This is a genomic window from Stenotrophomonas sp. 82F1 (genome assembly GCF_056861525.1).
Genome location: NZ_JBSPUD010000016.1, coordinates 76,745 through 101,134 on the forward strand (window position 1 = coordinate 76,745; position 24,390 = coordinate 101,134).

Sequence of the window (24,390 nt, forward strand, 5' to 3'; positions counted from 1 at the left end):
GGCACGAATTTGCGACACACTGGCCACGACCATTCGAGCCAGCACAGAGACGGAGACGGCCGGTGACCGAAGCAATGCAACAACGCAGCCTGCGTCAGCTGGTTGGCCCGGTAGGGGCCGATTACCAGCGGCGGGCACTGCCGCCCGGCTGGGTCTGGGCGGTGCTGGCGGTGTTGTTGACTGCAACCTGGGCAACCGAGTTGCCGGCCACGGCGGCAGCCGCGCTGATCGCCAGTGCGGTGGTGGTGCATTGGCCTCGGCGTGGCCGCTTCCATTGGCTGGGCTGGCGGCTGCCGGCCCTGGCGGTACTGGCCGCACTCCTGTGGGGTCCGGATGTGCTGTCACAGTGGTTCGAACATGGCCTGGCCCTGACCCTGATGTCGCTGGCAAGCCTGAGCATTGGCGTGCACGTGTGGCAGTCGCGGCAGTTGGCCCGGCAGCTGCAGGCCTCCGCCGATGCGCTGGATGATGCCCAGTTGCTGGCCTTGTTGCCCGTCGACGCTGCCCGGCTGGCACAACAGTGGCGGGCCGGCGATGATCGCCATGCCCCGGAGCTGTCGGTGGTGATGCACCTGGCGGTGATGCACGCGGCGCTGTCCCCGCGCCTGCGCGGGCAGGGCCTGCTGGCGGGCTGATCAGCGTCTTGTAGAGCCGAGCCTGCGCTCGGCTGCTTCCTTGCCGAAGCCGAGCATGGCTCGGCTCTACACGAAAGCGGGCCGGCGTCCTTATGCGTCGCGGTTGCCGCGACGCATCACCCGCTGCTTCTCGATCGCCCAGTCACGGTCCTTGGCGGCATCGCGCTTGTCGTGGGTCTGCTTGCCCTTGGCCAGCGCCACTTCCAGCTTGATCTTGTTCTTGCTCCAGTACATGGCGGTGGGCACGATCGTGTAGCCATCGCGCTCGACCTTGCCGACCAGCTTGTCGATCTCGCTCCGGTGCAGCAGCAGCTTGCGCTCGCGCCGGTCGTTGGCCACCACGTGGGTGGAGGCCTGGATCAGCGGGGTGATCTGCGCACCGATCAGGAAGATCTCGCCATCCTTCACATAGGCGTAGGCGTCGACGATGTTGCCGCGGCCAGCGCGGATCGACTTCACTTCCCAGCCTTGCAGAGCCAGGCCGGCTTCGAAGCGGTCTTCGATGTGGTACTCGTGACGGGCACGCTTGTTCAACGCGATGGTCTTGTTGGCCGTCGCGCTCTTTGCTTTATCCTTGCCGGTGTTCTTGCTCATTTCCGTATTGTCTCCGATTCGGGCCCGCCCGGTCGATTGCCGAAGCGTCCTGTATTCATGCCTACTATCCGCCGCAGTGCCCTGGTCGAACATTCGGCCGCGCGCATGTTCGATCTGGTCAACGATGTCCAGGCCTATCCGCGCCGCTTCCGCTGGTGCTCCGACGCCCGCATCCTCGAGCAGGGCGAAGACCGGCTGGTCGCTCGCCTGGACCTGGGCCTGGGTTCGTTCAGTACCTGGTTCCAGACCGAAAACACCCTGCAGCGCCCGCACAGCATCGACATGCAGCTGCGCGAGGGGCCCTTCAAGCAACTGCACGGCCGCTGGGAGTTCCATGCCCTGGCTGAAGATGCCTGCAAGGTCACCCTCACTCTGGACTTCGAGCCGAGTTCACGCCTGCTGGGCCCGGCGCTGGCGATCGGCTTCCAGGGGCTGGCCGATCGCATGGTCAACGATTTCGTCCGCGTCGCCGACGAGGGCTGAACGATGATCGAGGTCGAGGTCGTGCTGGCCTGGCCACAACAGGTGCTGTCGCGCCGGCTGCAGCTGGAGGAAGGGGCGACCGTGGCTGATGCGGTGGCAGCGGCCGGGCTCGAAGGCAGTGCCGATTGTCCGGCTGCTGCGGTGCATGGCGTGCTGGCGCGGCCGCAGCAGGTGCTGCTGGATGGTGATCGTGTGGAGCTGCTGCGTGTCCTGCAGGCCGACCCGAAGGACAACCGCCGGCGACGTGCGCGCGGCGGATGATCCTCAAGACCCGTCCCGAAGGACGGGCAGGGTGGCTCAGCGGCCGCCCTTCTTCTTCTTGTCCTTCGGCAGATTGCGGCCGAACTGGCGCACGGTCTGCTGGGCAAGGGCCTTGTCGTTGGCCGGGAAGTAATCGCCATCCCAACGGGTGACCACATCATTTTCGAAGTACACGACGAAATTCTTCACGTCGGTACGGCCCAGGCGGTTCACGCGCTCGGTCGAGGTGTAGTCCCAGCGCTGGGCGTGGAACGGGTCCGGCACCGAGGGGGTTCCCAGCAGGGCGTTGACCTGCTGCTTGCTCTGCCCGACCTGCAGCTTGGCCACGGCATCTTCCCGGATCAGGTTGCCCTGGTAGATGGGTTGCTTGTAGATGATGCCGCACCCGGTGGTGGACAAGGCAACGGCGGCGACCAACAGGAGATTGCGCATCGGGACTGGCGGTTGGGGAAATCAATCCGATGATACACTCCCGGCGTGCCACCGCGACCCAATCCGAGGCAGCTGGCGCTAAATCGCCAATGAACGGAGACCTATGGAAACCCACGACCTGCGTAAAGTCGGCCTGAAGGTGACCCATCCGCGGATGCGGATCCTGGCGCTGCTCGAGCAGCGCAATGCCCAGCACCACATGACCGCCGAAGACATCTACCGCCAGCTGCTGGAGCATGGCGACGAGATCGGCCTGGCCACGGTGTACCGGGTGCTGACCCAGTTCGAGGCTGCCGGCCTCGTGCTCAAGCACAATTTCGAAGGCGGCCAGGCCGTCTACGAACTCGACCGCGGCGGCCACCACGACCACATGGTCGACGTGGACAGCGGCAAGATCATCGAGTTCGAAAGCACCGAGATCGAAGAGCTGCAGCGCAAGATCGCCGCCGATCACGGCTACGAGCTGGAAGAGCACTCCCTGGTGCTGTACGTGCGCAAGAAGCGCAAGTAAGCCCCGCAGCCAGCCGATTGCGACGAAACCCCGGGCATGCCCGGGGTTTTTCGTTTGTCAGCGTAGATCCACGCCACGCGTGGATGGCGCCATCAGAACCTCCAGATCCACCGCCTCGGCCATCGCCCGGTTCCCCGCATCGCCCGGGTGCAGGTGGTCGCCGGAGTCATAGGCCGCCGCCATCCTTGAGGGATCGGCCGGATCGCGCAGGGCGGTGTCGAGCTCGATTACCGCATCAAACGGACCGTCCGTGCGCAGCCAGGCATTGAGCTGCTGGCGCAGGGCGTCCTTGCCAGGGGCGTAGTAGTCGTCGAGCGGTGTGCCGGGCAGGGCACCGGCAAACGGCGTCAGGGTCGCACCGAGGATGCGCAGGCCGCGGGCATGGGCGCGCTTGGCCAGGTCGCGGTAGCCGGCCTGCAGCTCGGCCAGGGTCGGCCGCGTCTCGTCGCGGGCAAAGGCGGTGCCCGGCCAGCTGATGTCGTTGATGCCGATCAGCACGATCACACTGGCGACGCCGGGCTGATCGAGCACATCACGCTGGAAGCGGCCCAAGGCCGATTCGCCCATGCCATCGCGCAGCAGGCGACCGCCGGAGATGCCGGCATTGACCACCGCTACACCTTCTGGTGCCAGCCGCGCGGCGAGGTGATCGGTCCAGCGCTGGTCCTGGTCGAGGCTGGCGGTGGCGCCATCGGTGATTGAATCGCCGACCACCACCACGCTGCGCGCGCTGGCCGCAGCCTCGACTTCGATGCCAGACAACAGCAGGCGGGCCGTGGTACTGCTGGCGCCGTGCAATGCAGGCAGGCGATGCTGGTCGCCCGGCGCAATCCAGCTGGTCTGCCTGCCCTCCCAATGGAAGGTCTGCAGCGGCGTGGGGTCAGGCAGGTACACGTCCACCTGTAAGGCCTGCCGATCAGCCGTGGGAAGGGAGAGCGGATCGCTCAGGCGGTCCTGCCCCGGCCCGATCACGACCCCGGGTTGGCCGTCGAAGCGCAGCGGCTGCGGTGTATCACCCGTATGTGCGGCCACGCTGGCAGCGCCGATCTTCAACGGCCGGGTGCCATAGGCATTGCTCAGCCGGACCCGCAGGCGCGGCCCGCCCAGGCTGAGGCGCGCGCTCTGCCGGAAGGTCTGGTCCTGCAGTTGGCCGGGGATGAGGGTGGGAAACAGGAAATCGCTGCCCCACACCGGCTGCGGGCTGGCTTGCCAGCTGGCGACCCAGTGCGGGGCAGGTGATGCGGCGGCGGCGCCGGACAGGGCAAGCAGGGCGGTGGCGGTCAGCTGGCTCAAGCGATTCATGGGAGTGACCCGGTGGCAGGGACGGCCATGGTGCGTCCGCGCTCACCTGTGAACTAGACTGCGCATGGACAATCATCTGTGAATCAAATTCATTGCCATGGCACGCACCGACATCAACCGATCCGGCGAACTGGAAGTGTTCGTGCGGGTGATCGAGACCGGCGGCTTTTCCGCTGCCGCCCGCAGCCTGGAGATGACGCCGTCGGCGGTCAGCAAGCTGGTTGCGCGGCTGGAACAGCGGCTGGGGACGCGCCTGCTGCAGCGTTCCACCCGCCAGCTGCAGCTGACCCCGGAGGGGTGTGCGTTCTATGAGCGCGGCCTGCGCGTGCTGGCTGATCTGGAAGAAGCCGAACGCTGCGCCAGCGCCCACGCCGAGCCGCGCGGGCGGCTGCGGGTGAATGCCAACGTGCCGTTCGGCCAGCACTTCCTGCTGCCACTGCTGCCGGAATTCCTGCAGCGGCACCCGCAGGTGGGGGTGGACCTGACCCTGACCGACGAGGTGATCGATCTGCTGGAGCAGCGTACCGACGTGGCGGTGCGGGCCGGTCCGCTGAAGAGCTCCAGCCTGGTCGCACGCCGGCTGGGGGCAACGCGGATGATGATCGTGGCGGCACCGGCCTATGCGGCACGACACGGATTGCCGGGCAATGTCGAGGCGCTGCTGGCGCACAACCGGCTGGATATCGGCCACGCACGGTCGGTGCAGGGCTGGCCGCTGTTGCAGGATGGGCAGGAGCAGCGGGTGCTGCCCAGCGGAAATGCGCGCGCCAGCAATGGCGATGCACTGCGTCAGCTGGTGCTGGGCGGGCTGGGCATGGCCCGTCTGGCCGCGTTCCAGGTGCAGGCCGACATCGCGGCAGGGCGGTTGTTGCCGGTGCTGGAGGACGCCAACCCGGGCGACCTGGAAGAGGTGCACGCCGTGTTCCTGGGGCAGGGGGGGTACCTGCCGCTGCGGGTGCGCGCGTTCCTCGATTTCCTGGTGGAAACGGTGGATCTGGCGCGACCGCTGGGGTGACATGCGCCGCGCTACCGCGCGGAAGCCGAGCATGGGCTCGGCTCTACACGTCGGTTCCGTTCGAGATTCCTGTAGAGCCGAGCCCACGCTCGGCGCCACCAGCCTCAGGCCTGCAGCAGCTTGCGCGCGGCGGCGCGAGCTTCCTTGCTCACTTCCACGCCACCGAGCATGCGCGCCAGCTCTTCCTCGCGCGCCTTGGTGTCCAGCTTCTCCACCGCGCTCTGGGTCATGCCTTCCACCGGCGCCTTGCTGACCCGGTAGTGCGCGTGACCCTTGGAGGCGACCTGCGGCAGGTGGGTCACGCACAGCACCTGACGCTTCTCGCCGAGGGCGCGCAGCTTCTGCCCGACGATATCGGCCACCGCGCCACCGATGCCGGAGTCGACTTCGTCGAACACCATGGTCGGTACCGCGTCGAGGTCGAGCGCGGCCACTTCGATGGCCAGCGAAATGCGTGACAGCTCGCCACCGGAAGCGACCTTGCGCAGCGCACGCGGTGGCTGGCCAGCATTGGCCGCCACCAGGAATTCAACGCGCTCGGCGCCCTGCGGGTCCGGCTTGCCGCTGTCCTGCGGCTCCAGTTCGATCAGGAACTGGCCGCCGCCCATGCCCAGCTCGGCGATGATGCCGGTGGTGGTGGCCGACAGCTCGGCAGCAGCGGTGCGGCGGCTGCTGGTCAGCACCGCGGCCTCGACGCGCCAAGCCGCTGCGGCCTTTTCAATCTCGCCGGCCAGCCGCTGCAGGCGCTCGTCGGCGCCACGCAGCTGTTCCACTTCGGCGTGCATGCGCTCGCGCTGCATACCCAGCTCGTCCATCGGCACGCGGTGCTTGCGGGCCAGATCGTGCAGGCGGCCCAGACGGCGCTCATTCTCCTCGAACTGGTCCGGATCGGCGTCCAGGTCGTCATGCACCCGGTCGAGCAGGGCCAGGGCTTCGTGCAGCTGGATGGAGGCGCTGTCGATCAAGGCATCGACATCGCCCAGGCGCGGGTCATGTTCGGCCACCCTGGCCAGTTCATGCCGCACCTGCTGCAGCAGATCGAGCGCCGAGTGGCCTTCGTCGCCGTTGAGCTGGTCCGAAGCTGCCTGGCAGGCGGCCAACAAGGCGCTGGCGTGCGCCTGACGGCGATGGCTGGCGCCGAGCGCGGTGATCGACTCCGGTTCCAGATCCTCACGGTCCAGTTCGCGCAGCTGGTGTTCGAGGAAGCCGATGCGGTCACTCACATCGCCCTGTTGCGACAGTGCCAGGGATTCATCGACCAGCGCCTGCCAGGTGGCGGCAGCACGGCGCACCTGGCGGCGTTCGCTTTCGTTGCGGGCATAGGCGTCCAGCAGGGCCAGCTGCGACGGACGCGTCAGCAGGGCCTGCTGCTCGTGCTGGCCATGGATCTCCACCAGCAGGCCGGCCAGGTCGGCCAGTTGCGCCAGCGTGACCGGGCGGCCGTTGATCCACGAGCGTGAGCCGCCGTCGGCGCGGATCACGCGGCGCAGCTGGCATTGGTCGTCGTCGTCCAGCTCGTTGCTGGCCAGCCACTGGCGGGCGGCCTGCAGCTGGTCCAGCGCGAACTCGGCCGACAGTTCGGCCCGGGCCGCGCCGTGGCGGACCACGCCGCTGTCGGCGCGCAGGCCGGACAGGAAGCCCAGCGCGTCGACCATCAGCGACTTGCCCGCGCCGGTCTCGCCTGAAACCACGGTCATGCCCGGCCCGAACTCCAGTTCGGTGGCGCGGACGACGGCGAAATCCTTGATTGAAAGATGTCTGAGCATGGGTAAGGGGGTGTCTGCAGCCGCGCAACGCTAGCACGCGCGGCGGGGTCGTCCAATGACTTGCCAAGGGGATGCGTCGCCATTATCTAATGTCCCTGTCTCACAGGTTGATTCCATGCACGGTTCTCCCGACCAACTTGCCCCGCGCGCGCGGCACCTGCTGCGCACGCTGATCGCGCGCTACATCCAGGACGGCGAACCCGTGGGCTCGCAGACGCTGGCGCGCGTGGCCGGCCTGGAGGTCAGCCCGGCCACCATCCGCAACATCCTTGGCGACCTGGAAGACCTGGGCCTGCTGGCCTCGCCGCACACCTCGGCGGGCCGGATTCCGACCGCGCATGGCTACCGGGTGTTCGTCGACAGCCTGCTGCAGATGCAGCCGCCGGGCGAGGGTGAACTGGCCCGGCTGCGTCAGGAGCTGGCCGGAGGCGGCAGTACCCAGGCCCTGCTCGGCAGCGCCTCGGAGCTGCTGTCGGCGATGAGTCATTTCGTTGGCGTGGTCAGCGCCCCGCGCCGCGAGCAGTTCGCCTTCCGCCAGATCGATTTCGTGGCGCTGGACGGGCGCCGGGTGCTGGCGATCCTGGTGTTTGCCGACAACGAGGTGCAGAACCGGGTGATCGAGACCCGCCAGGACTTCGCGCCGGGGCAGCTGGAGCAGGTGGCCAACTACCTCAATGCCCACTTCGCCGGGCTGCCACTGGCCGAGATCCGCACCCGCCTGCTGCTGGAGCTGCGCGACGCGCGGTCCGAGCTGGAACAGGTGCTGGCGCACAGCATCGAGCTGGCCGAGCAGGCCCTGCAGCCGCCGGCCGACGACATGCTGGTGGCCGGCCAGACCCGCCTGATGGGGGTGCAGGACCTGTCCGACCTGGAGCGCCTGCGCGAACTGTTCGAGCTGTTCTCCAGCAAGCGCGAGATCCTGCAGCTGCTGGAGCGGACCATCCAGGCCCCCGGCGTGCGCATCTTCATCGGCGAAGAAACCGGCGTGGTGCCCCTGCAGGGCGTCTCGCTGGTCACCGCGCCGTACACCGCCAATGGCCAGGTACTGGGCGTGCTGGGCGTGATCGGGCCGAAACGGATGGCCTACGACCGCATGATCCCGCTGGTCCAGGCCACCGCTGATGTGCTCGGTGCGGCCTTTTCGCCCGGCGGGCGAACTCCGGGTGCATCGGACGCTTGAAACGCAGCATCCCGCCCACACTAGGGTGGGTGGAGGCGGAGAGTGACCGCCAGGGACCCAGACATGAATCAAGATCAGCCAGACATCGCCGCCCAGCAGGCCGCCGCCGACGCAGCTGCCGCCGAGGGCGTCAACGAACAGATCGAACAGCTCCGTGCCGAAGTGGAGCAGGTCAAGGCCGAAGCGCTGCGAGAGCGCGCCGACCTGGACAACCAGCGCAAGCGCGTGGCCCGCGACATCGAGCAGGCGCGCAAGTTCGCCAACGAGAAGCTGCTGGGCGAGCTGCTGCCGGTATTCGACAGCCTCGATGCCGGCCTCAAGGCTGCCGGCGACGATGCCCATCCGCTTCGCGAAGGCCTGGAGCTGACCTACAAGCAGCTGCTGAAGGTTGCTGGTGACAACGGCCTGGTGCTGCTGGACCCGACCGGCCAGCCGTTCAACCCGGAACACCACCAGGCGATCAGCCAGGTCGCCGCCCCCGGCGCCGCCCCGGGCAGCGTGGTGACCGTGTTCCAGAAGGGTTACCTGCTCAACGAGCGCCTGCTGCGACCGGCGCTGGTGGTGGTTGCCGCCGATTGACCCCGCGCGCCGGGCCCGGCCTGGCGAGGGTGTCCGCGCCCCGGACGGGGCATCGGCACGACCGACGCTGAACGTGTTGGGCGAACGGAAACACAGCGTTCGAGGGGTGGCTTGAATGTTCCACGAGCCTCCCCCACATCCCATTCATCCACCGGCCGAACGGCCGGACTGACAAAAACAACATCCTTCAAGGAGTCTCCCCCATGGGCAAGATCATTGGTATCGACCTCGGCACCACCAACTCGTGCGTGGCGATCATGGACGGCGGCAAGGCCCGCGTCATCGAAAATTCGGAAGGCGACCGCACCACCCCGTCGATCGTCGCCTACACCAAGGACGGCGAAGTCCTGGTCGGTGCCTCGGCCAAGCGCCAGGCCGTGACCAACCCGAAGAACACCTTCTACGCGGTGAAGCGCCTGATCGGCCGCAAGTTCACCGACGCCGAAGTGCAGAAGGACATCGCGCACGTCCCGTACAGCATCCTGGCCCATGACAATGGCGATGCCTGGGTGGCCACCAGCGATGCCAAGAAGATGGCGCCGCAGGAAATCTCGGCCAAGGTGCTGGAGAAGATGAAGAAGACCGCCGAGGACTTCCTCGGTGAGAAGGTCACCGAAGCGGTCATCACCGTGCCGGCCTACTTCAACGACAGCCAGCGCCAGGCGACCAAGGACGCCGGCCGCATCGCCGGCCTGGACGTCAAGCGCATCATCAACGAGCCGACTGCGGCCGCGCTGGCCTATGGCCTGGACAAGGGCGACAACAAGGATCGCAAGATCGTTGTGTACGACCTGGGCGGCGGCACCTTCGACGTCTCGGTGATCGAGATCGCCAACGTCGACGGCGAGAAGCAGTTCGAAGTGCTGGCCACCAACGGCGACACCTTCCTGGGTGGCGAAGACTTCGACAACCGCGTCATCGAGTACCTGGTTGAAGAGTTCAACAAGGACCAGGGCATCGACCTGCGCAAGGATCCGCTGGCCCTGCAGCGCCTGAAGGATGCTGCCGAGCGCGCCAAGATCGAACTGTCCAGCGCCCAGCAGACCGAAGTGAACCTGCCGTACGTCACCGCTGACGCGTCGGGTCCGAAGCACCTGAACATCAAGCTGACCCGCGCCAAGCTGGAATCGCTGGTGGACGAGCTGATCAAGAAGTCGATCGAGCCGTGCCGCGTCGCGTTGAATGACGCCGGCCTGCGTTCGAGCGACATCAGCGAAGTGATCCTGGTCGGTGGCCAGACCCGCATGCCGAAGGTGCAGCAGGCGGTCACCGAGTTCTTCGGCAAGGAACCGCGCAAGGACGTCAACCCGGACGAAGCCGTGGCACTGGGTGCTGCGATCCAGGGCGGCGTGCTCGGCGGCGACGTCAAGGACGTGCTGCTGCTGGACGTGACCCCGCTGTCGCTGGGCATCGAAACCATGGGCGGTGTGTTCACCAAGATCATCGAAAAGAACACCACCATCCCGACCAAGGCCTCGCAGGTATTCTCCACCGCCGAGGACAACCAGTCGGCCGTGACCGTGCACGTGCTGCAGGGTGAGCGCGAACAGGCCCGCTTCAACAAGTCGCTGGCCAAGTTCGACCTGTCCGGCATCGAGCCGGCCCCGCGCGGTCTGCCGCAGGTGGAAGTGTCCTTCGACATCGACGCCAACGGCATCCTGCACGTGTCGGCCAAGGACAAGAAGACCAACAAGGAACAGAAGGTCGAGATCAAGGCCGGTTCGGGCCTGTCCGAGGAAGAAATCGCACGCATGGTCGCCGACGCGGAAGCCAACCGCGAAGAAGACAAGAAGTTCCAGGAGCTGGTGCAGGCCCGCAACCAGGCCGATGCCCTGATCCACGGCACCCGCAGCGCGATCACCGAGCACGGCAGCAAGGTCGGTGGCGAAGTGATCGGCAAGGTTGAAGCGGCCCTGGCCGATCTGGAAACCGCGATGAAGGGTGACGACAAGGCACAGATCGAAGCCAAGTCGAAGGTGCTGGAAGAAGCCGGCCAGTCGCTGTTTGCTGCCGCTTCGGCCGACCAGGGCGGTGCAGCCCCGGGTGCCGACGCCGGCAATGCGGGCAAGGCGCAGGATGACGTGGTGGACGCCGAGTTCACCGAAGTCAAGGACGACAAGAAGTCCTGATCCGGACCGACGCGGGACGCTGCTTGCCAGCGTCCCGTTGTCGTATCAGGGTCCTGACCGTCCTCTGGCGTGTCGGGGCGCCCGACGCAAGAGCGGACCTGGTTCCGCTCTTCCGCTTTGACGAATCCCGACTTTCCGGAATGCGATCCACGATATGAGCAAGCGCGATTACTACGAAGTGCTGGGCGTTGCCCGCACCGCCACCGACGAAGAACTGAAGAAGTCCTATCGTCGTTGCGCGATGAAATTCCACCCGGACCGCAACCCGGGTGATGCGGCGGCCGAAGCCTCCTTCAAGGAGTGCAAGGAAGCCTACGAAGTACTGTCCGACGGCAACAAGCGCCGCATGTACGACAGCCATGGCCACGCCGCGTTCGAACACGGCATGGGCGGTGGCGGTGGTGGTCCGGGCGGCCCGGACATGAACGATATTTTCGGTGACATCTTCGGCAACATCTTTGGTGGTGCCGGCGGCGGCGGTCCGCGCCAGGCGCGTCGCGGCGCCGACATCGGTTACGTGATGGAGCTGGACCTGGAAGAAGCGGTGCGTGGCGTCGAACGCCGCATCGAGATTCCGACCCTGGCCGAATGTGGCGACTGCGATGGCAGCGGCTCGGAAGACGGCAAGGTCGAGACCTGCAACGTCTGTCATGGGCGCGGCCAGGTGCGCATCCAGCGTGGCATCTTCGCCATGCAGCAGGCCTGCCACAACTGCGGCGGCCGTGGCCAGATCATCGCCAAGCCCTGCAAGACCTGCCACGGCAACGGCCGTGTCGAGGAAGACAAGGTGCTGTCGGTGAAGGTACCGGCAGGCGTGGATACCGGTGACCGCATCCGCCTGGCGGGTGAGGGCGAGGCCGGTCCGGCCGGTACGCCGCCGGGCGATCTGTACGTGGAAGTGCGCGTGCGTGAGCACCACATCTTCCAGCGCGACGGCGACGACCTGCACTGCGAAGTGCCGATCCGCATTTCGCAGGCCGCACTGGGCGACACCGTGCGCGTGGCGACCCTCGGTGGTGAGGCGGAAATCCGCATTCCGGCCGAGACCCAGACCGGCAAGCTGTTCCGCCTGCGCGGCAAGGGCGTGCGCTCGGTGCGCAGCCGCAGCGAAGGCGACCTGTACTGCCGCGTGGTGGTGGAGACGCCGGTCAACCTCACCAGCGACCAGCGCAAGCTGCTGGAGCAGTTCGAGGCCACCTTCAACGGCGAGGATGCGCGCAAGCATTCGCCGAAGTCGGCGACCTTCATCGACGGCGTCAAGGGCTTCTGGGATCGGATGACGTCCTGATCTGTCAACGGACATGTTGAACGACAGCGCCGGGCTCTGCCCGGCGTTTTCGTTTGCGCTGCAGTAGATCCACGCCATGCGTGGATGCCGTTCAACCGATCAACGGAAAAATGCTGCCGGCGTCTGCCCCAGCTGGCGCTTGAACATGCTGGTGAACGCACTCGGGCTGTCATAGCCCATCGCCAGCGCGACATCGATCACCTTCTCGCCGCGGGCAAGCCGTTCCATCGCGGCCAGCAGGCGCGCCTGTTGCCGCCACTGGCCGAAGGTCATGCCCAGTTCGCTGGCGAAGTGGCGCTGGATGGTTTTGACGTCGATCGCCAACGCCTGCGCCCAGTCCTGCAGGGTCGCCTCGTCGCCGGGATGCTTCTGGATGTGCTGGCAGATCCTGTGCAGGCGCGGGTCGACGGGCTCGGGCAGGTGCAACGGCAATACGTCCATGCGGTGCAGCTCATCGAGCATCAGTCGCACTACGCGGCCGTCGCGGCTGTCTTCTTCATGCGGTCCGTCGATCAGGATGGCCGCCTGCAGCAGTTCGCGCAGCAGCGGCGCCACCTGCACGGCGAAGGGCTCGGCGGGCAGCTGCGGGGCGAACGCCGGTTCGATGTACAGGCTGCGCATGTGCACCTCGGCGATGCAGTCCACCGCATGCGCCATGCCCGCCGGCATCCAGATGGCACGGGTGGAGGGCACCACCCAGCGGCCGACTTCCGACCGCACCACCATCAGTCCGGACATCGAATAAACCAGCTGGTGTCGACGGTGCTTGTGCGCCGCGATGTGGGTGCCGGCGCGGTAGTCGCGCGCGCGGCAGGTCACCGGCCGATGCACCGGCACCTCATTCCACGGCGCGGTTTCGCGGATGGGGCAGGGGGTGTCCTTTTTTGCGATAGGCCATGACCAGAACGCGGCAGAAGGGAGCGGATGGCCACCGTAGCATGCACGGCTCGCCCCCATCCTGACCGTGCGCAATGTCGACTCTGGCTTCTCCCGCCGTACCCGCCCGCCCCGTATCGCCAGGAGTGCTGGCGGCGATCTCCAGCTCGCACATGGTCAACGACATGATGCAGTCGCTGATCCTGGCCATCTATCCGGTGATCAAGGGTGGCTTCAGCCTCAGCTTTACCCAGATCGGCCTGATCACGCTGACCTACCAGCTCACCGCCTCGATCTTCCAGCCGCTGGTCGGGCTTGCCACCGACCGCCGGCCGGCGCCTTACTCCCTGCCGATCGGCATGGCCTCGACCCTGTGCGGCATGCTGCTGCTCGGCTTTGCGCCCAATTACGCAATGGTGCTGCTGGCCGCCGCGCTGGTCGGCATCGGTTCGGCCATCTTCCACCCGGAAGCCTCCCGCATCGCGCGCCTGGCCTCCGGCGGCCGTCATGGCCTGGCGCAGTCGGTGTTCCAGGTGGGCGGCAACTTCGGTACGGCGCTGGGGCCGCTGATCGCCGCAGCGGTGATCGTGCCCTACGGCCAGCATGCCGCATCGTGGTTTGCCGGTGCAGCGTTGATCGGCATTGCCCTGCTGACCTATGTCGGCCGCTGGTACTCGCTGCATCTGGGGGCTCCTCGCCCCGCAGCACAGGGTGTGATCGCCGCACGCCATCCACCGCGCACGATTGCCCGGGTGCTGGCCATCCTGCTGGTGCTGATCTTCAGCAAGTATTTCTACATGGCCAGCATCGGCAGCTATTTCACCTTCTACCTGATGCATCATTTCGGCATTCCGGTGGCGCAGGCGCAGCTGCATCTGTTCGCCTTCCTGGTGGCGTCCGCGGCGGGCGGTTTCTTTGGTGGGCCGCTGGGTGATCGTATTGGTCGCAAGCCGATCATCTGGGCCTCGATCCTGGGCGTGGCACCGTTCGCGCTGATGCTGCCGCATGCCGATCTGCTGTGGACCACGATACTCGCCGTGCTGATCGGCTTCGTGCTGTCTTCCGCGTTCTCGGCCATCGTGGTGTACGCACAGGAAATGATGCCGCACCGGATCGGCATGGTGTCCGGGTTGTTCTTCGGCTTCGCCTTCGGCATGGGCGGCCTCGGCGCGGCGGTGCTGGGTCTGTTGGCCGACAAGACCAGCATCGAATTCGTCTACCAGCTCACCGCGTTCCTGCCGTTGCTGGGCATCGTGGCGGCATGGTTGCCGTCGTCCAGGCCTGCTGCGCACTGAGGGGGTTCTTCTGCAGGGCTGCGCCCTGCACCCGCCGATGCCAGGGCAATGGCGACAGCCAAAGCAACAGCGGGCATTCCGTGGGATGGCGGGGTGGGTCCGGTTGCGGGGGACGCCGTAAATACGTCCCTGTAGGCTTGGCCGCGGCATCCATGCCGCGGACACCCCCGCAACCGGACCCACCCCGCCTTCGACAGATTTCTGCTGCTGTTGGTGGGTATCGACCTTGGCCGACACGTAGATCCACGCCATGCGTGGATGCTCTTTGATCAATTGTCGAAATATTCGATTTCGATGGAGATTCATCCACGCATGGCGTGGATCTACTGCTCGCGGGGAACTGTCGAAGGCGGGGCACTGTGGGTTTGCGGGGTGTGAGCCGCATGGATGCGGCGACCAAGCCTCCATGGACGGATTCACCGCGTCCCCGCAAACCCACAGTGCCCCGCCATCCCTCGGAGCACCGCTGTTGCTGTTGCCGTGGCTTTGGCCGTTGCCTCTGCAGGTGCAGGGCGCAGCCCTGCCGAAAACCCCCTTGGGCGTAGAATGCGGGCATGAGCGAATCCCTCGACAACCACCTGGTCCACGGCCGCCGCCAGCGGCCCGACGGCCCTTCGCCGATCGATGTCATTTCGGTCCAATCACAACTGGTCTACGGCCATGCCGGCAACAGCGCCGCGCTGCCGCCGATGCGCGCGCTTGGCGTGCGCGTGGCCTCGATCCCGACCACGCTGTTGAGCAATGCGCCGTTCTACGAGACCACCCGTGGCCGTGTGCTGCCCAGCGACTGGTTTGCCGACCTGCTGCTCGGTACGCGCGAACGTGGTCTTCCGCAGCGAGCGAAGATGCTGGTGTCCGGCTATTTCGGCAGCGCCGCCAATGGTGCCGCGTTTGCCGATTGGCTGGACGAGATCCTGCCGGCATGCCCGCAGCTGCGCTACTGCCTGGACCCGGTGATCGGCGATACCCACACCGGCCCCTACGTGGAGCCAGGCCTGGAGGCGATCTTCGCTGAACGCCTGCTGCCGCATGCCTGGCTGGTCACCCCGAATGCGTTCGAACTCGGTCGCCTGACCGGCATGCCGGCGTTGGCCGAAGCCGATGCCATCGCCGCCTCGCGTGCGCTGCTGGCGCGCGGTCCGCAATGGGTGCTGGCCCACAGCGTCGGCGGCAATCCGGGCGAGCTGGTGACGTTGGCGGTAGGTCGCGAGGAAACCTGGCGCTGGACCTCGCCGCTGCTGCCGGTCGACGTGGCCGGTACCGGCGATGTGCTGATGTCGCTGATGGTGTCCTTCCTGCTGCGCGGTGAGCCGATGCAGATGGCCATCTCGCGTGCCATCGCCGGCACCCATGCGGCGTTGGAGGCGACCCTGGCCCATGGTTTCGAGGAGTTCGATGTGATCGCGGCCGCACCGGCGGCGTTGGCCGACGGGATGCGCTTCCGCGCTGAACGGCTGGCATGAGCGGACTGCACGAGCGCACGCCGCGCACGGTCGGCATCGTCGGCAGTGCCGGCGCCTACGGGCGCTGGCTGACCCGGTTCTTCGAACAGCACATGCAGGTGCGTGTGATCGGCCACGATCCGGCCGATCCGGATTCACATGCGCCGGAGCAGTTGCTGGAACAGGCCGATGTACTGGTGTTCTCCGCACCCATCCGGCACACGTCCGCGTTGATCGCCGAGTACGCGCGCCTGTCGGCTGGCCGCGAGCAGGAACGCTTGTGGCTGGACGTAACCTCGGTGAAGGAAGCGCCGGTGCACGCGATGCTGGCCTCACGCGCCGAGGTGGTGGGCCTGCATCCGATGACGGCGCCGCCCAAGGCGCCGACGCTGAAGGGCCGGGTGATGGTGGTCTGCGAGGCTCGGCTGCAGCGGTGGCGGCCCTGGGTCGATGCGTTGTGCCAGGCGCTGCAGGCAGAGTGCGTGCGGGCCACGCCACAGCACCACGACCAGATGATGGCACTGGTGCAGGCGATGGTGCATGCGAGCCATCTGGCCCAGGCGGGTGTGCTACGCGAGTACCAGCCGCAGTTGGGCACGCTGGCGGCGATGCTGCCGTATCGGTCGGCCTCGTTCGAGCTGGATACCGCGATCATCTCGCGCATCCTGTCATTGAATCCGGCGATCTACGAGGACATCCAGTTCGGCAATCCCTATGTGGCGCCGATGCTGCAACGGTTGATCGGCCAGTTGCAGACCCTGCAGGCGCAGGTAGGGCAGGGCGACGATGCTGCGCGTGGCGCATTCCGCGAACACCTGCTGGGGGCCAACAGGACTGCCTTCGGCGATCAGGCGCTGGCCGCGGGAAACTACACCTTCGAACGCGTCGGCTATCTGCTGGCCGACTTGACCGAGCGCAACGCCCTGTCGGTGCATCTGCCTGAAGACCGCGCGGGTTCGTTACGCGAACTGCTCAACGTGTTCGAGCAGCATGGCATCAGCCTGGCCTCGATCCATTCCTCGCGCACGCCCGCCGGTGAGGTGCATTTCCGTATCGGCTTCGTGGCGGGCAGCGAGCCAGGGGCTATCGCGGCCGCCGCCGCCGAGGTGGATGCCAGCGGAATCGGCCGGGTGCTCGCATAGAACATTCATCCACAGGGCGTGTGGATGGCTTCTGCGCAAACATGTGGATAACCGGCTGCAGGCCTTGGCAGGCAAGGTTGTCAAGATGGTTGGTCAAAAAATGACCAACCTTTTTTGACGGAACCAACGGCTGAGCCAAACGTGGCTCGGCGCTGCGGCGGACCGTTAGATCGACAACCTGACCTCACCACCGCTGGTGGTGAATTCGCGGCCGTTGCGCACCAGCTGGCGGCCGTCGTCGAGTTCATAACGTGGCGTCGTCTCGGAACCATGCCCGCTGCCGCTGGCCTCGGGCTTGAACTCGATGATGATGTGGCTTTCGCCATTGCTGTCGACAGCAGGGAACTGACGGAACGACATGGTGGACCTCCCTCAGCGGTTGTTCGCTACGCTGCCAGAGTGATCCGGCCGGTGTTAGCCGGCCGTCATCAATCGATGAACTGCAGGCGTGCAAGCTCGGCATACAGGCCGCCTTCAGCCAGCAGCTGCGCATGCGTGCCCTCGGCCACGATGCGGCCATGATCCATCACCACGATGCGGTCGGCCTTCAGCACGGTCGCCAGCCGATGGGCGATGACCACTGTGGTGCGCCCGGCCATCAATCGTTCCAGCGCCTGCTGTACGCCATGCTCGCTCTGCGCGTCCAGCGCGCTGGTGGCTTCGTCGAGCAGCAGGATCGGTGCGTCCTTCAACAAGGCACGGGCGATCGCCACACGTTGTTGTTGGCCACCGGACAGGCGGGCACCGCGCTCGCCCAGTTCGCTGTCGTAACCCTGCGGCAGTGCACGCAGGAAGGCGTCGGCCTCGGCGGCACGGGCGGCCTCTTCCACTTCGGCGTCGCTGGCCTCCAGCCGGCCATAGCGGATGTTGTCGAGTGCGCTGGCGGCGAACAACGTCGGCTGCTGCGGCACCAGCGCGAGCTGTGCGCGAAGCGCGGCCGGATCGACGTCGCGCACATCGATGCCGTCCACGCAGATGCGCCCGGCGGCCGGATCGTGGAAGCGCAGGAGCATCGACAGCACCGTGCTCTTGCCGGCGCCTGAGGGGCCAACCAGGGCGACGGTTTCACCCGGTCGCACGTGCAGGTTGAAATGGTCCAGTGCAGCCTGGTCCGGTCGCTGCGGGTAGTTGAACACCACGTCGTCGAAGTGGATTTCGCCACGCAGTGGCTGCGGCAGCACACGCGGCGTGGCCGGCGCACGGATCTCGATGTCTTCCTGCAGCAGCTCGCCGATGCGGCCCATGCCGCCGGACGCGCGCTGCAGTTCGTTCCACACTTCGGCCAAGGCACCGACCGAGCCGCCGCCGATCAGTGCGTACAGCACGAACTGACCCAGCGTGCCGGCGCTGAGACGCCCGTCGATGACGTCGTGCGCGCCCAGCCACAACACGCCGACAATCGCGCCGAACACCAGCAGGATGGCACTGGCGGTGACCAGCGACTGCGCGCCGATGCGCCGACGTGCGGCGCGGATCGCATCGCCCAGCGCATGGTCGAAACGGCCGCGTTCATAGGGTTCGCGCGCATGCGCCTGCACCGTGCGCACCGCGCCCAGCGTTTCGCTGGCCAGGCTGTTGGCATCGGCGATGCGGTCCTGGCTGCTGCGGGCGACAACGCGCAGTTTGCGCGCGCCGATGATGATCGGCAGCACCGCCAGCGGAATGCCGAGCAGCGACCAGGCGGCCAGCCGTGGGCTGGTGACGAACAGCATCGCCAGGCTGCCGACCACGGTGACGCTGCTGCGCAGCGCCACGGACATGGTCGAGCCGACCACGCTGCGCAGCAGTTCGCTGTCGGCAGTCAGGCGCGACACCAGTTCGCCGCTGCGGCTGCGGTCGTGGAAGCCAGCGCCGAGCTGGATCAGGTGCGCGTAGAGGCGGCTGCGCAGATCCGCCACGACCTTCTCGCCGAGCAACGAAACAAAGTAGAAACGCGCGGCCGTCGCCAGCGCCAGCACCACAGCCACCAGCATCAGCAGCGCAAAGGCACGGTTGATCTGGCCGCCGCTGCTGAAGCCGTGGTCGATCATCTGCTTCACGGCCGGCGGCAGGCTCAGGGTCGCCGCCGAAGAAACGGCCAGGGCCAGCAGCCAGGCGCTGAACAAGCCGCTGTGGCGGCGCACGAACGGCCACAGCGTACGCAGGCTGCCCAGTCGGCGCAGCGGCGGGGTGGCCGGGTCGGAGGCCGGTGCGTCCTTGTCAGTCATCGAGGAGGTCATCTTGGATACGGATACGATCACGGGTGGCGTCGCGCAGGCGGATTTTCAATGCGTCGACCTGGTCGGCGGGCAGTTCCACCCGCAATCTCACGCCATTGGCATCGAACTGTTCATCGCGCTTTTCGGCGGCATGGGCGGGCAGGGCCGCGTGCAGTGCGCCCAGATCCTCGAATCCGGCCAGCAGCTGCAGCCGCGACATCGCGACCAGCGGCAGGCGTGGCGCGGTGCGCAGGCATTCGGCAGCGGCGCCGCCGTACGCGCGGACCAGGCCACCGGCGCCCAGCTTGATGCCGCCGAACCAGCGGGTGACCACCACCATCACCCGGTCGAATCCCTGGCCATCAATGGCGGCCAGGATCGGCCGGCCAGCGGTGCCGGCCGGTTCGCCATCGTCGCTGGAGCGATAGTCCTGGCCGTGCCGGTAGGCCCAGCAGTTGTGGGTCGCATCGGCCACGGCCACCTCCTGCAGAAAGTCCAGCGCAGCAGACGCACCCTCGATCGGCGCGGCATGCGCGATGAAGCGGCTGTGCTTGACGTCGAGGGTGTAGCTGACCGGTTGGGCGAGGGTATCGGGCATTCCCTTCATTCTACGGGCTTGCCTTCGACGTGCCTCAGTCGTCCAGCAATGGCCGCACATCCTTTGGCAGTCGCGCCTCGGGATAGGTCTGCAGGTAGCGCTCCAGGCTCGCCCTGGCCAGGTCGCGCTGGCCGGAATCGCGACGCTCGCGGATCTTCTGCAGCCATTGCCGGCGGGGCAGCCCGGCATCGGCCTGCACTTCGGCCTGTACGGCCTCCGCGCTGAGGCCTGCATCGCTGGCGCGGCGCATGACGCCCGGTGCGGTTCGGCCGGCCGCGTCCTGCTTGGCCGCGGTGAGTGCGATGCGGTCTTCGGCCGTGGCCTGTGCGGAAGACATTGATTCCGCCGTCGCCGCCGTGGACTTGCGCGCCCTCATCGCCGCGGCAGGAGCCGCAGGTGCGGATGCAGGCGCAGGCACCGAATAGGCTTCCGGTGCGGCTGGCGCTGCCGCGGGCATCGCAGGCGCGACGAACGCTGTGTCGGCGGTGGGCGCAGGTGGCGGTGCCGGCGCCATCATCGGAGCAGGTGCCTGTCGGGGCATGGCGGGCGCGGGTTTCGGCACGTCTGCGATGGCCGCCGCCGAAGCAGGTGCTGCCTCAGCGGGCGCAGGTGCAGGTGCTGCTGCCGGTGCCGGTGCCGGTGCCGCTGCCGGTGTCGTCTCGGCGGCGGCGACATCGGCGGCTGCGCTGTCGGAGGCCATGCCTTCGGCGCTCGCATCGGCTGCCATTTCATGTGCAGCCGGCGCGGTGGCAACCGCCTCCGCAGGGGCCGACGGCGGTTCTGGACGCATCTGCCAGGCAATGCCGACGGCGAACACCGTCGATGCGGCTACGCCGAATACGGCCGGCCAGCGGCGGCGCGGGCGCAGCGTGCGCGGTGCCGCCGGCAGCGGAGTCGCCTCAGGGGCCGGCGCCTCCACGGCCGCGCGCGCGGCGGCCAGGATCGCCGCGTCCAGCGCCGGCGGAGGGCTCTGTTCGGCGCGGCGCCCCAGCAGGCGTGCCAGCTCGCGTTCTTCCGGCGTCAGTGCATCGTCTCGGTTCATGCGTTCAGTCCCGCACGCAGCTTGTCCATCGCATAGCGCAGCCGCGATTTCACGGTTTCCCGGCCAACGCCGGTGATCTGGCCGATCTCCTCCAGGCTCAGTTCCTGTTCCAGCCGCAGCTGCAGCACTTCACGCTGTTCTGCGGGCAGCTCTTCCATCGCCAGTTGGATGCGGCGACGTTGTTCGAATTCGGACAGCTCCGCTTCCGGGGTCTGCCCATCCTCCAGCGCGGCCAGGCGCAGGTCGGCATCGGCCGGTGCAGGGGGCCGATGGCGGGCGGCACGCCAGTGGTCGTTCAGGCGGTTGTGGGCGATGCGGAACAGCCAGGTGCTGAAGGCCGCGTCGGCCTGCCAGCCGGCCCGCGCGCTGATCACCCGCTGCCAGACGTCCTGGAACATCTCCTCGGCCAGCGCGGTGTCGCGCAGCTGCCGCAGCAGGAAGCCGAACAGGCGCTTGCGATGACGTGCATACAGGCTTTCGAACGCGTGCACTTCACCGGCGGCCCAGGCCAGCATCAAGGCTTCATCGGTTGGCAGGGCGCTGGCATCCACGCCGTACAGGGTAAGCGCTGCGGGCGGTGGCGCATAGCCGGCGATGGCGTGGGACAGGGCGACAGTCACGGCGGGAATCGGGAGAGGATCGACAGGAAAAACGTCCGACGGCACGTTTCGGGGTTAGCGGGCTTCCATTGCCCCCCGGGTGGCGCGTTATGCTCGGTAATTCAGGGGAGGCGGCGCTCAGGCGGCGCCAAGAGAACGTCATTTGTCCACCGAAGCCGACCGCGCGCTGGAAGCGTCACACAACGAGCCCGTGCTGAGCGCGGCGCTGGTGCGCGCGCTGCATGCGCTGCTGCCGGAAACGGCGGTCGTGCGCGTCGGCTGGGACGATCCGCAGCTCGGCAGCGGGCAGGGCGGTTGGCCGACCGGCAACGGTGACGAGGACGTCTGGTCGCCGCTGGCCGACCCTGCCGAAGGCCACCACGGCTGGGAGTACGACGGCGCCCGGCTGCTGCTGTCGGTACGCGGCGCGACGCCTTCCCCGGCCTGGTGGGGGCTGGCCCGGCAGGCCATGGAACTGGCCCTGCAGCGTGGCCGCCAGGCGGGGCAGATCAAAGCGCTGGAAGAGGCGGAGCGGTTGCAGCAGGCGCTGTTCCAGATTGCCGACCTGGCCGGTGCGGACCTGGAAATGAGCGAGATGCTGCGCCATGTGCACGGCGTGCTGGGTACGCTGATGTATGCGGAGAACTGCTACATCGTCGAGTACGACGATGCTCGTCGGCAGATCCGCTTCCTGTACTTCGCCGACCAGGTCGATGACTTCGTCGCCGATCCTGCACAGGGCTACGACATCGACCAGATGCCACGCAGCCTGACCGTGGCGCTGCTGCGGCATGGCCGGCCGCTGAGCGGGCCCTCGCGCGAACTGCTGGCCCGCGTCGACCAGGAGCACGACCCGCAGCGCGGCCCGGAAAGCCTGGACTGGCTGGGCGTACCGATGCTGCGCGATGGCCGCGTGTGCGGTGCGATCGTGGTGCAGAGTTACGAGCATGCCGACCGCTACGGTGAAGCCGAACGCGCGCTGCTGGGTTTTGTCGCCCAGCACGTGCAGACCGCCATGGACCGTCGCCAGGCGCAGGTGCGGCTGGAGCAGCAGGTGGAACGGCGCACGCAGGAGCTGCAGCGCGCCAATCTCAGCCTGCAGGATGAAGTGGCCGAGCGCCGCCGCGCCGAGCAGTTGCAGACCGCGCTGTACAACATTGCCGAAATGGCGATGTCGGCCGACAGCCTGGCGCAGTTCTACGGGCAGGTGCACGGCGTGGTCGGGCGCTTGCTGGATGCGCGCAATTTCTATATCGCGCTGGTCAATGCCGGGGGCGATGGGCTGGATTTCGTCTATTCGGTCGACGAGCACAACGCCAGTCGTGCACCGCGCGCGTTCAGTCGCGGCCTGACCGAATATGTGGTTCGCCATCGGCGCCCCCTGTTGGCCTCGCGTGCACAGATCGATGCGCTGCTGGAAACCGGCGAGGTGCGCGAATCCGGCGCCCGTTCGCAGTGCTGGCTCGGCGTGCCGTTGCTGCGCGATGACGAAGTGGTCGGTGCGATCGTGGTGCAGAGTTACACCGAGCAGATCGCCTTCAGCGTGCATGACCAGCGCCTGCTGATTTTCGTCGCGCAGAACATCGGCACCGGTCTTGCGCGCCAGCGCGACCAGCAGCGTCTGCGCTCGGCGCATGCCGAACTGGAAAAGCGGGTGGAGGAGCGCACCCGTGAACTGGCCGAGGTCAACGACAAGCTGCTGGGCCAGATCGGCGAGCGCCTGCGCGCCGAGCAGCGACTGACCCACCAGGCCATGCACGACGCGCTGACCGGGCTGCCCAATCGCCTGCACCTGCTGGACAGGCTGCAGGATGCGCTGGCGCTGGCCCGGCGCGAAGGCGGGCCGGTGTTCGCGGTGCTGTTCCTGGACCTCGACCGTTTCAAGCTGGTCAACGACAGCATCGGCCACGCCGCCGGCGATCGCATGCTGGTGGAAGTGGCCAAGCGCATCGTGTCCATGGCCGGTGACAACGACGTGGTGGCGCGCCTCGGCGGCGATGAGTTCGCCGTGCTGCTGCACTGTCCGGAGGGCCTGGCGCAGGCCCTGGATTTCGGCCAGCGGTTGTTGCTGGCGCTGCAGGAGTCGATGTGGATCGCCGGTCGCGAGCTGTTCCCGTCCGGCAGCCTGGGCATTGCCCTGTGGAACCCGCGCTATCGCACCGGCGAGGAACTGCTGCGCGATGCCGATGCGGCGATGTACCGGGCCAAGGCGCAGGGCCACGACCGCTGCTCGATCTTCGATGAGGAGATGCGCGAGCAGGCGCTGCGCAGCCTGGACCTGGAGGCTGACCTGCGACGGGCGATCAACAATCGCGATTTCGTGCCGTTCTACCAGCCGATCGTGCGCCTGGCCGACGGCGAGGTGGTCGGCCACGAGGCCCTGCTGCGCTGGAAGCACGAGCGCCGTGGCCTGTTGCTGCCGGGCGCGTTCCTGGAACTGGGCGAGGAAAGTGGCCTGATCGAACAGGTCGACTGGTTGATCTACGAGCAGGTCATCGCCGGCCTCGCCGACGGCGGGCGTGGCTACGTGTCGGTCAATGTGTCGCCACGGCATTTCCGCTCGGCCGAGTTCAGCGAGCGCCTGTATGGGCTGCTGGAGGCCTGCAACGCGGACCCGCGGCGGCTGCGCCTGGAGATCACCGAGGTCGCGCTGCTCGACGATGGTCCGCATACGCTGCGCATCCTGAAGGGCCTGCGCGAACGCGGCATCCAGGTGCAGCTGGATGACTTCGGTACCGGCTTCTCGGCACTGTCCTACCTGCACCGTTTCCCGATCAGCACGTTGAAGATCGACCAGAGCTTCATCGCTGGCCTGCACGGGCCGGAGGCGCAGAGTACGCGCGCGCTGGTGGAGGGCGTGCTGTCACTGGCACGCACGCTGGGCATCGAGACGATCGGCGAAGGCATCGAGACCGAGGCGCAGCGTGACACGCTGTTCGAACTCGGCTGCGACTATGGCCAGGGCTACCTGCTGGGCCGACCGGCGCCGTGGACGCGCGCGGCGGCCTGAGCCACCGCGCGCG

Annotated in this window: 22 protein-coding genes and 1 pseudogene; 13 read left to right on the forward strand and 10 right to left on the reverse strand. The window is 67.3% G+C overall.

Going from position 1 to position 24,390, the window contains the following annotated elements; genetic code table 11:
- Positions 1–62 precede the first annotated feature (62 nt).
- Positions 63–635, forward strand: a complete 573-nt coding sequence (locus AC13GI_RS15330; protein ID WP_482996731.1) for a hypothetical protein — start codon at positions 63–65, stop codon at positions 633–635.
- Positions 636–725: 90 nt separating this feature from the next.
- Here AC13GI_RS15330 and smpB read toward each other — a convergent pair whose 3' ends face one another.
- A complete protein-coding gene (gene smpB / locus AC13GI_RS15335; protein WP_025878861.1) occupies positions 726–1,229 on the reverse strand; it encodes an SsrA-binding protein SmpB in 504 nt (167 codons plus the stop codon).
- A gap of 57 nt (positions 1,230–1,286) precedes the next feature.
- Between smpB and AC13GI_RS15340 the strand changes: the two genes are divergently transcribed.
- Positions 1,287–1,712, forward strand: coding sequence for a type II toxin-antitoxin system RatA family toxin (locus tag AC13GI_RS15340; RefSeq protein WP_025878862.1), 426 nt, complete (start codon positions 1,287–1,289; stop codon positions 1,710–1,712).
- 3 nt (positions 1,713–1,715) lie between these two features.
- The gene (locus tag AC13GI_RS15345) at positions 1,716–1,973 is read left to right on the forward strand and encodes an RnfH family protein (RefSeq protein ID WP_099820179.1); all 258 of its coding nucleotides are present in this window, start codon (positions 1,716–1,718) and stop codon (positions 1,971–1,973) included.
- A gap of 36 nt (positions 1,974–2,009) precedes the next feature.
- Here AC13GI_RS15345 and AC13GI_RS15350 read toward each other — a convergent pair whose 3' ends face one another.
- The gene (locus AC13GI_RS15350) at positions 2,010–2,405 is read right to left on the reverse strand and encodes an outer membrane protein assembly factor BamE (protein ID WP_099820180.1); all 396 of its coding nucleotides are present in this window, start codon (positions 2,403–2,405) and stop codon (positions 2,010–2,012) included.
- A gap of 103 nt (positions 2,406–2,508) precedes the next feature.
- Here AC13GI_RS15350 and fur point away from each other — a divergent pair, with 103 nt between their 5' ends.
- Complete coding sequence (fur, locus tag AC13GI_RS15355; protein WP_100552275.1) at positions 2,509–2,916, forward strand: ferric iron uptake transcriptional regulator; 408 nt, start codon at positions 2,509–2,511, stop codon at positions 2,914–2,916.
- Positions 2,917–2,973: 57 nt separating this feature from the next.
- Here fur and AC13GI_RS15360 read toward each other — a convergent pair whose 3' ends face one another.
- Positions 2,974–4,218: an SGNH/GDSL hydrolase family protein gene (locus AC13GI_RS15360; protein WP_482996732.1), complete on the reverse strand. Its 1,245-nt coding sequence runs from the start codon at positions 4,216–4,218 to the stop codon at positions 2,974–2,976.
- 97 nt (positions 4,219–4,315) lie between these two features.
- Between AC13GI_RS15360 and AC13GI_RS15365 the strand changes: the two genes are divergently transcribed.
- Positions 4,316–5,233, forward strand: coding sequence for a LysR family transcriptional regulator (locus AC13GI_RS15365; protein WP_099820182.1), 918 nt, complete (start codon positions 4,316–4,318; stop codon positions 5,231–5,233).
- 104 nt (positions 5,234–5,337) lie between these two features.
- Here the strand turns inward: AC13GI_RS15365 and recN are convergent, their stop codons facing one another.
- The gene (gene recN / locus AC13GI_RS15370; RefSeq protein ID WP_099820183.1) at positions 5,338–6,999 is read right to left on the reverse strand and encodes a DNA repair protein RecN; all 1,662 of its coding nucleotides are present in this window, start codon (positions 6,997–6,999) and stop codon (positions 5,338–5,340) included.
- 115 nt (positions 7,000–7,114) lie between these two features.
- Here recN and hrcA point away from each other — a divergent pair, with 115 nt between their 5' ends.
- The 4 genes from hrcA to dnaJ all read left to right on the forward strand — a co-directional run bounded on the left by hrcA (position 7,115) and on the right by dnaJ (position 12,175).
- The gene (gene hrcA / locus AC13GI_RS15375) at positions 7,115–8,179 is read left to right on the forward strand and encodes a heat-inducible transcriptional repressor HrcA (protein ID WP_099820184.1); all 1,065 of its coding nucleotides are present in this window, start codon (positions 7,115–7,117) and stop codon (positions 8,177–8,179) included.
- Between the two features lie 63 nt (positions 8,180–8,242).
- Positions 8,243–8,758, forward strand: a complete 516-nt coding sequence (gene grpE / locus AC13GI_RS15380) for a nucleotide exchange factor GrpE (protein WP_025878870.1) — start codon at positions 8,243–8,245, stop codon at positions 8,756–8,758.
- Between the two features lie 203 nt (positions 8,759–8,961).
- Positions 8,962–10,887, forward strand: a complete 1,926-nt coding sequence (gene dnaK, locus AC13GI_RS15385) for a molecular chaperone DnaK (protein WP_265955779.1) — start codon at positions 8,962–8,964, stop codon at positions 10,885–10,887.
- A 154-nt stretch (positions 10,888–11,041) separates the two neighbouring features.
- Positions 11,042–12,175: a molecular chaperone DnaJ gene (gene dnaJ, locus AC13GI_RS15390; RefSeq protein WP_025878872.1), complete on the forward strand. Its 1,134-nt coding sequence runs from the start codon at positions 11,042–11,044 to the stop codon at positions 12,173–12,175.
- A gap of 99 nt (positions 12,176–12,274) precedes the next feature.
- On the opposite strand, the pseudogene AC13GI_RS15395 reads toward dnaJ, so the two are convergent.
- A pseudogene (locus AC13GI_RS15395) lies at positions 12,275–13,073 on the reverse strand (AraC family transcriptional regulator).
- A 73-nt stretch (positions 13,074–13,146) separates the two neighbouring features.
- Between AC13GI_RS15395 and AC13GI_RS15400 the strand changes: the two are divergent.
- The 3 genes from AC13GI_RS15400 to AC13GI_RS15410 all read left to right on the forward strand — a co-directional run bounded on the left by AC13GI_RS15400 (position 13,147) and on the right by AC13GI_RS15410 (position 16,930).
- Positions 13,147–14,346 (forward strand): MFS transporter, encoded by a 1,200-nt coding sequence (locus AC13GI_RS15400; RefSeq protein WP_482996733.1) that lies wholly within the window; start codon positions 13,147–13,149, stop codon positions 14,344–14,346.
- 554 nt (positions 14,347–14,900) lie between these two features.
- Entirely contained in the window at positions 14,901–15,809 is a 909-nt protein-coding gene (gene pdxY / locus AC13GI_RS15405) for a pyridoxal kinase (protein WP_099820190.1), read from the forward strand.
- Positions 15,806–16,930 carry a prephenate dehydrogenase gene (locus AC13GI_RS15410; RefSeq protein ID WP_482996734.1) on the forward strand — a complete coding sequence of 375 codons (1,125 nt, stop codon included), beginning with the start codon at positions 15,806–15,808 and terminating at the stop codon, positions 16,928–16,930. Before pdxY ends, AC13GI_RS15410 begins: the two co-directional genes overlap by 4 nt.
- 165 nt (positions 16,931–17,095) lie before the next feature.
- On the opposite strand, the gene AC13GI_RS15415 is transcribed toward AC13GI_RS15410, so the two are convergent.
- From AC13GI_RS15415 to AC13GI_RS15435, 5 genes are all read right to left on the reverse strand, one after another.
- Entirely contained in the window at positions 17,096–17,290 is a 195-nt protein-coding gene (locus AC13GI_RS15415) for a hypothetical protein (RefSeq protein ID WP_088101408.1), read from the reverse strand.
- Between the two features lie 68 nt (positions 17,291–17,358).
- A complete protein-coding gene (locus AC13GI_RS15420) occupies positions 17,359–19,137 on the reverse strand; it encodes an ABC transporter transmembrane domain-containing protein (RefSeq protein WP_482996735.1) in 1,779 nt (592 codons plus the stop codon).
- Positions 19,130–19,726: an IMPACT family protein gene (locus AC13GI_RS15425; RefSeq protein ID WP_482996736.1), complete on the reverse strand. Its 597-nt coding sequence runs from the start codon at positions 19,724–19,726 to the stop codon at positions 19,130–19,132. The genes AC13GI_RS15420 and AC13GI_RS15425 overlap by 8 nt, the downstream gene beginning before the upstream one ends.
- Before the next feature lie 34 nt (positions 19,727–19,760).
- A complete protein-coding gene (locus tag AC13GI_RS15430) occupies positions 19,761–20,768 on the reverse strand; it encodes a hypothetical protein (RefSeq protein ID WP_482996737.1) in 1,008 nt (335 codons plus the stop codon).
- Positions 20,765–21,283 (reverse strand): RNA polymerase sigma factor, encoded by a 519-nt coding sequence (locus tag AC13GI_RS15435; RefSeq protein ID WP_229291374.1) that lies wholly within the window; start codon positions 21,281–21,283, stop codon positions 20,765–20,767. The genes AC13GI_RS15430 and AC13GI_RS15435 overlap by 4 nt, the downstream gene beginning before the upstream one ends.
- Positions 21,284–21,530: 247 nt before the next feature.
- Here AC13GI_RS15435 and AC13GI_RS15440 point away from each other — a divergent pair, with 247 nt between their 5' ends.
- On the forward strand, positions 21,531–24,377 hold the full coding sequence (locus AC13GI_RS15440; protein ID WP_482996738.1) for a bifunctional diguanylate cyclase/phosphodiesterase: 2,847 nt from the start codon (positions 21,531–21,533) through the stop codon (positions 24,375–24,377).
- Positions 24,378–24,390: the final 13 nt, after the last annotated feature.

Bases quoted from the DNA above. Each gene is read 5' to 3' on its own strand.
- AC13GI_RS15345 (WP_099820179.1), top strand. From the start codon at position 1,716: ATGATCGAGGTCGAGGTCGTGCTGGCCTGGCCACAACAGGTGCTGTCG.
- smpB (WP_025878861.1), bottom strand. From the start codon at position 1,229: ATGAGCAAGAACACCGGCAAGGATAAAGCAAAGAGCGCGACGGCCAAC.
- AC13GI_RS15420 (WP_482996735.1), bottom strand. From the start codon at position 19,137: ATGACTGACAAGGACGCACCGGCCTCCGACCCGGCCACCCCGCCGCTG.
- AC13GI_RS15435 (WP_229291374.1), bottom strand. From the start codon at position 21,283: ATGCTGGCCTGGGCCGCCGGTGAAGTGCACGCGTTCGAAAGCCTGTAT.
- AC13GI_RS15425 (WP_482996736.1), bottom strand. From the start codon at position 19,726: ATGCCCGATACCCTCGCCCAACCGGTCAGCTACACCCTCGACGTCAAG.
- AC13GI_RS15410 (WP_482996734.1), top strand. From the start codon at position 15,806: ATGAGCGGACTGCACGAGCGCACGCCGCGCACGGTCGGCATCGTCGGC.
- AC13GI_RS15430 (WP_482996737.1), bottom strand. From the start codon at position 20,768: ATGAACCGAGACGATGCACTGACGCCGGAAGAACGCGAGCTGGCACGC.
- AC13GI_RS15360 (WP_482996732.1), bottom strand. From the start codon at position 4,218: ATGAATCGCTTGAGCCAGCTGACCGCCACCGCCCTGCTTGCCCTGTCC.
- AC13GI_RS15350 (WP_099820180.1), bottom strand. From the start codon at position 2,405: ATGCGCAATCTCCTGTTGGTCGCCGCCGTTGCCTTGTCCACCACCGGG.
- dnaJ (WP_025878872.1), top strand. From the start codon at position 11,042: ATGAGCAAGCGCGATTACTACGAAGTGCTGGGCGTTGCCCGCACCGCC.
- AC13GI_RS15415 (WP_088101408.1), bottom strand. From the start codon at position 17,290: ATGTCGTTCCGTCAGTTCCCTGCTGTCGACAGCAATGGCGAAAGCCAC.
- AC13GI_RS15365 (WP_099820182.1), top strand. From the start codon at position 4,316: ATGGCACGCACCGACATCAACCGATCCGGCGAACTGGAAGTGTTCGTG.
- AC13GI_RS15340 (WP_025878862.1), top strand. From the start codon at position 1,287: ATGCCTACTATCCGCCGCAGTGCCCTGGTCGAACATTCGGCCGCGCGC.
- recN (WP_099820183.1), bottom strand. From the start codon at position 6,999: ATGCTCAGACATCTTTCAATCAAGGATTTCGCCGTCGTCCGCGCCACC.
- grpE (WP_025878870.1), top strand. From the start codon at position 8,243: ATGAATCAAGATCAGCCAGACATCGCCGCCCAGCAGGCCGCCGCCGAC.
- pdxY (WP_099820190.1), top strand. From the start codon at position 14,901: ATGAGCGAATCCCTCGACAACCACCTGGTCCACGGCCGCCGCCAGCGG.
- fur (WP_100552275.1), top strand. From the start codon at position 2,509: ATGGAAACCCACGACCTGCGTAAAGTCGGCCTGAAGGTGACCCATCCG.
- AC13GI_RS15400 (WP_482996733.1), top strand. From the start codon at position 13,147: ATGTCGACTCTGGCTTCTCCCGCCGTACCCGCCCGCCCCGTATCGCCA.
- dnaK (WP_265955779.1), top strand. From the start codon at position 8,962: ATGGGCAAGATCATTGGTATCGACCTCGGCACCACCAACTCGTGCGTG.
- hrcA (WP_099820184.1), top strand. From the start codon at position 7,115: ATGCACGGTTCTCCCGACCAACTTGCCCCGCGCGCGCGGCACCTGCTG.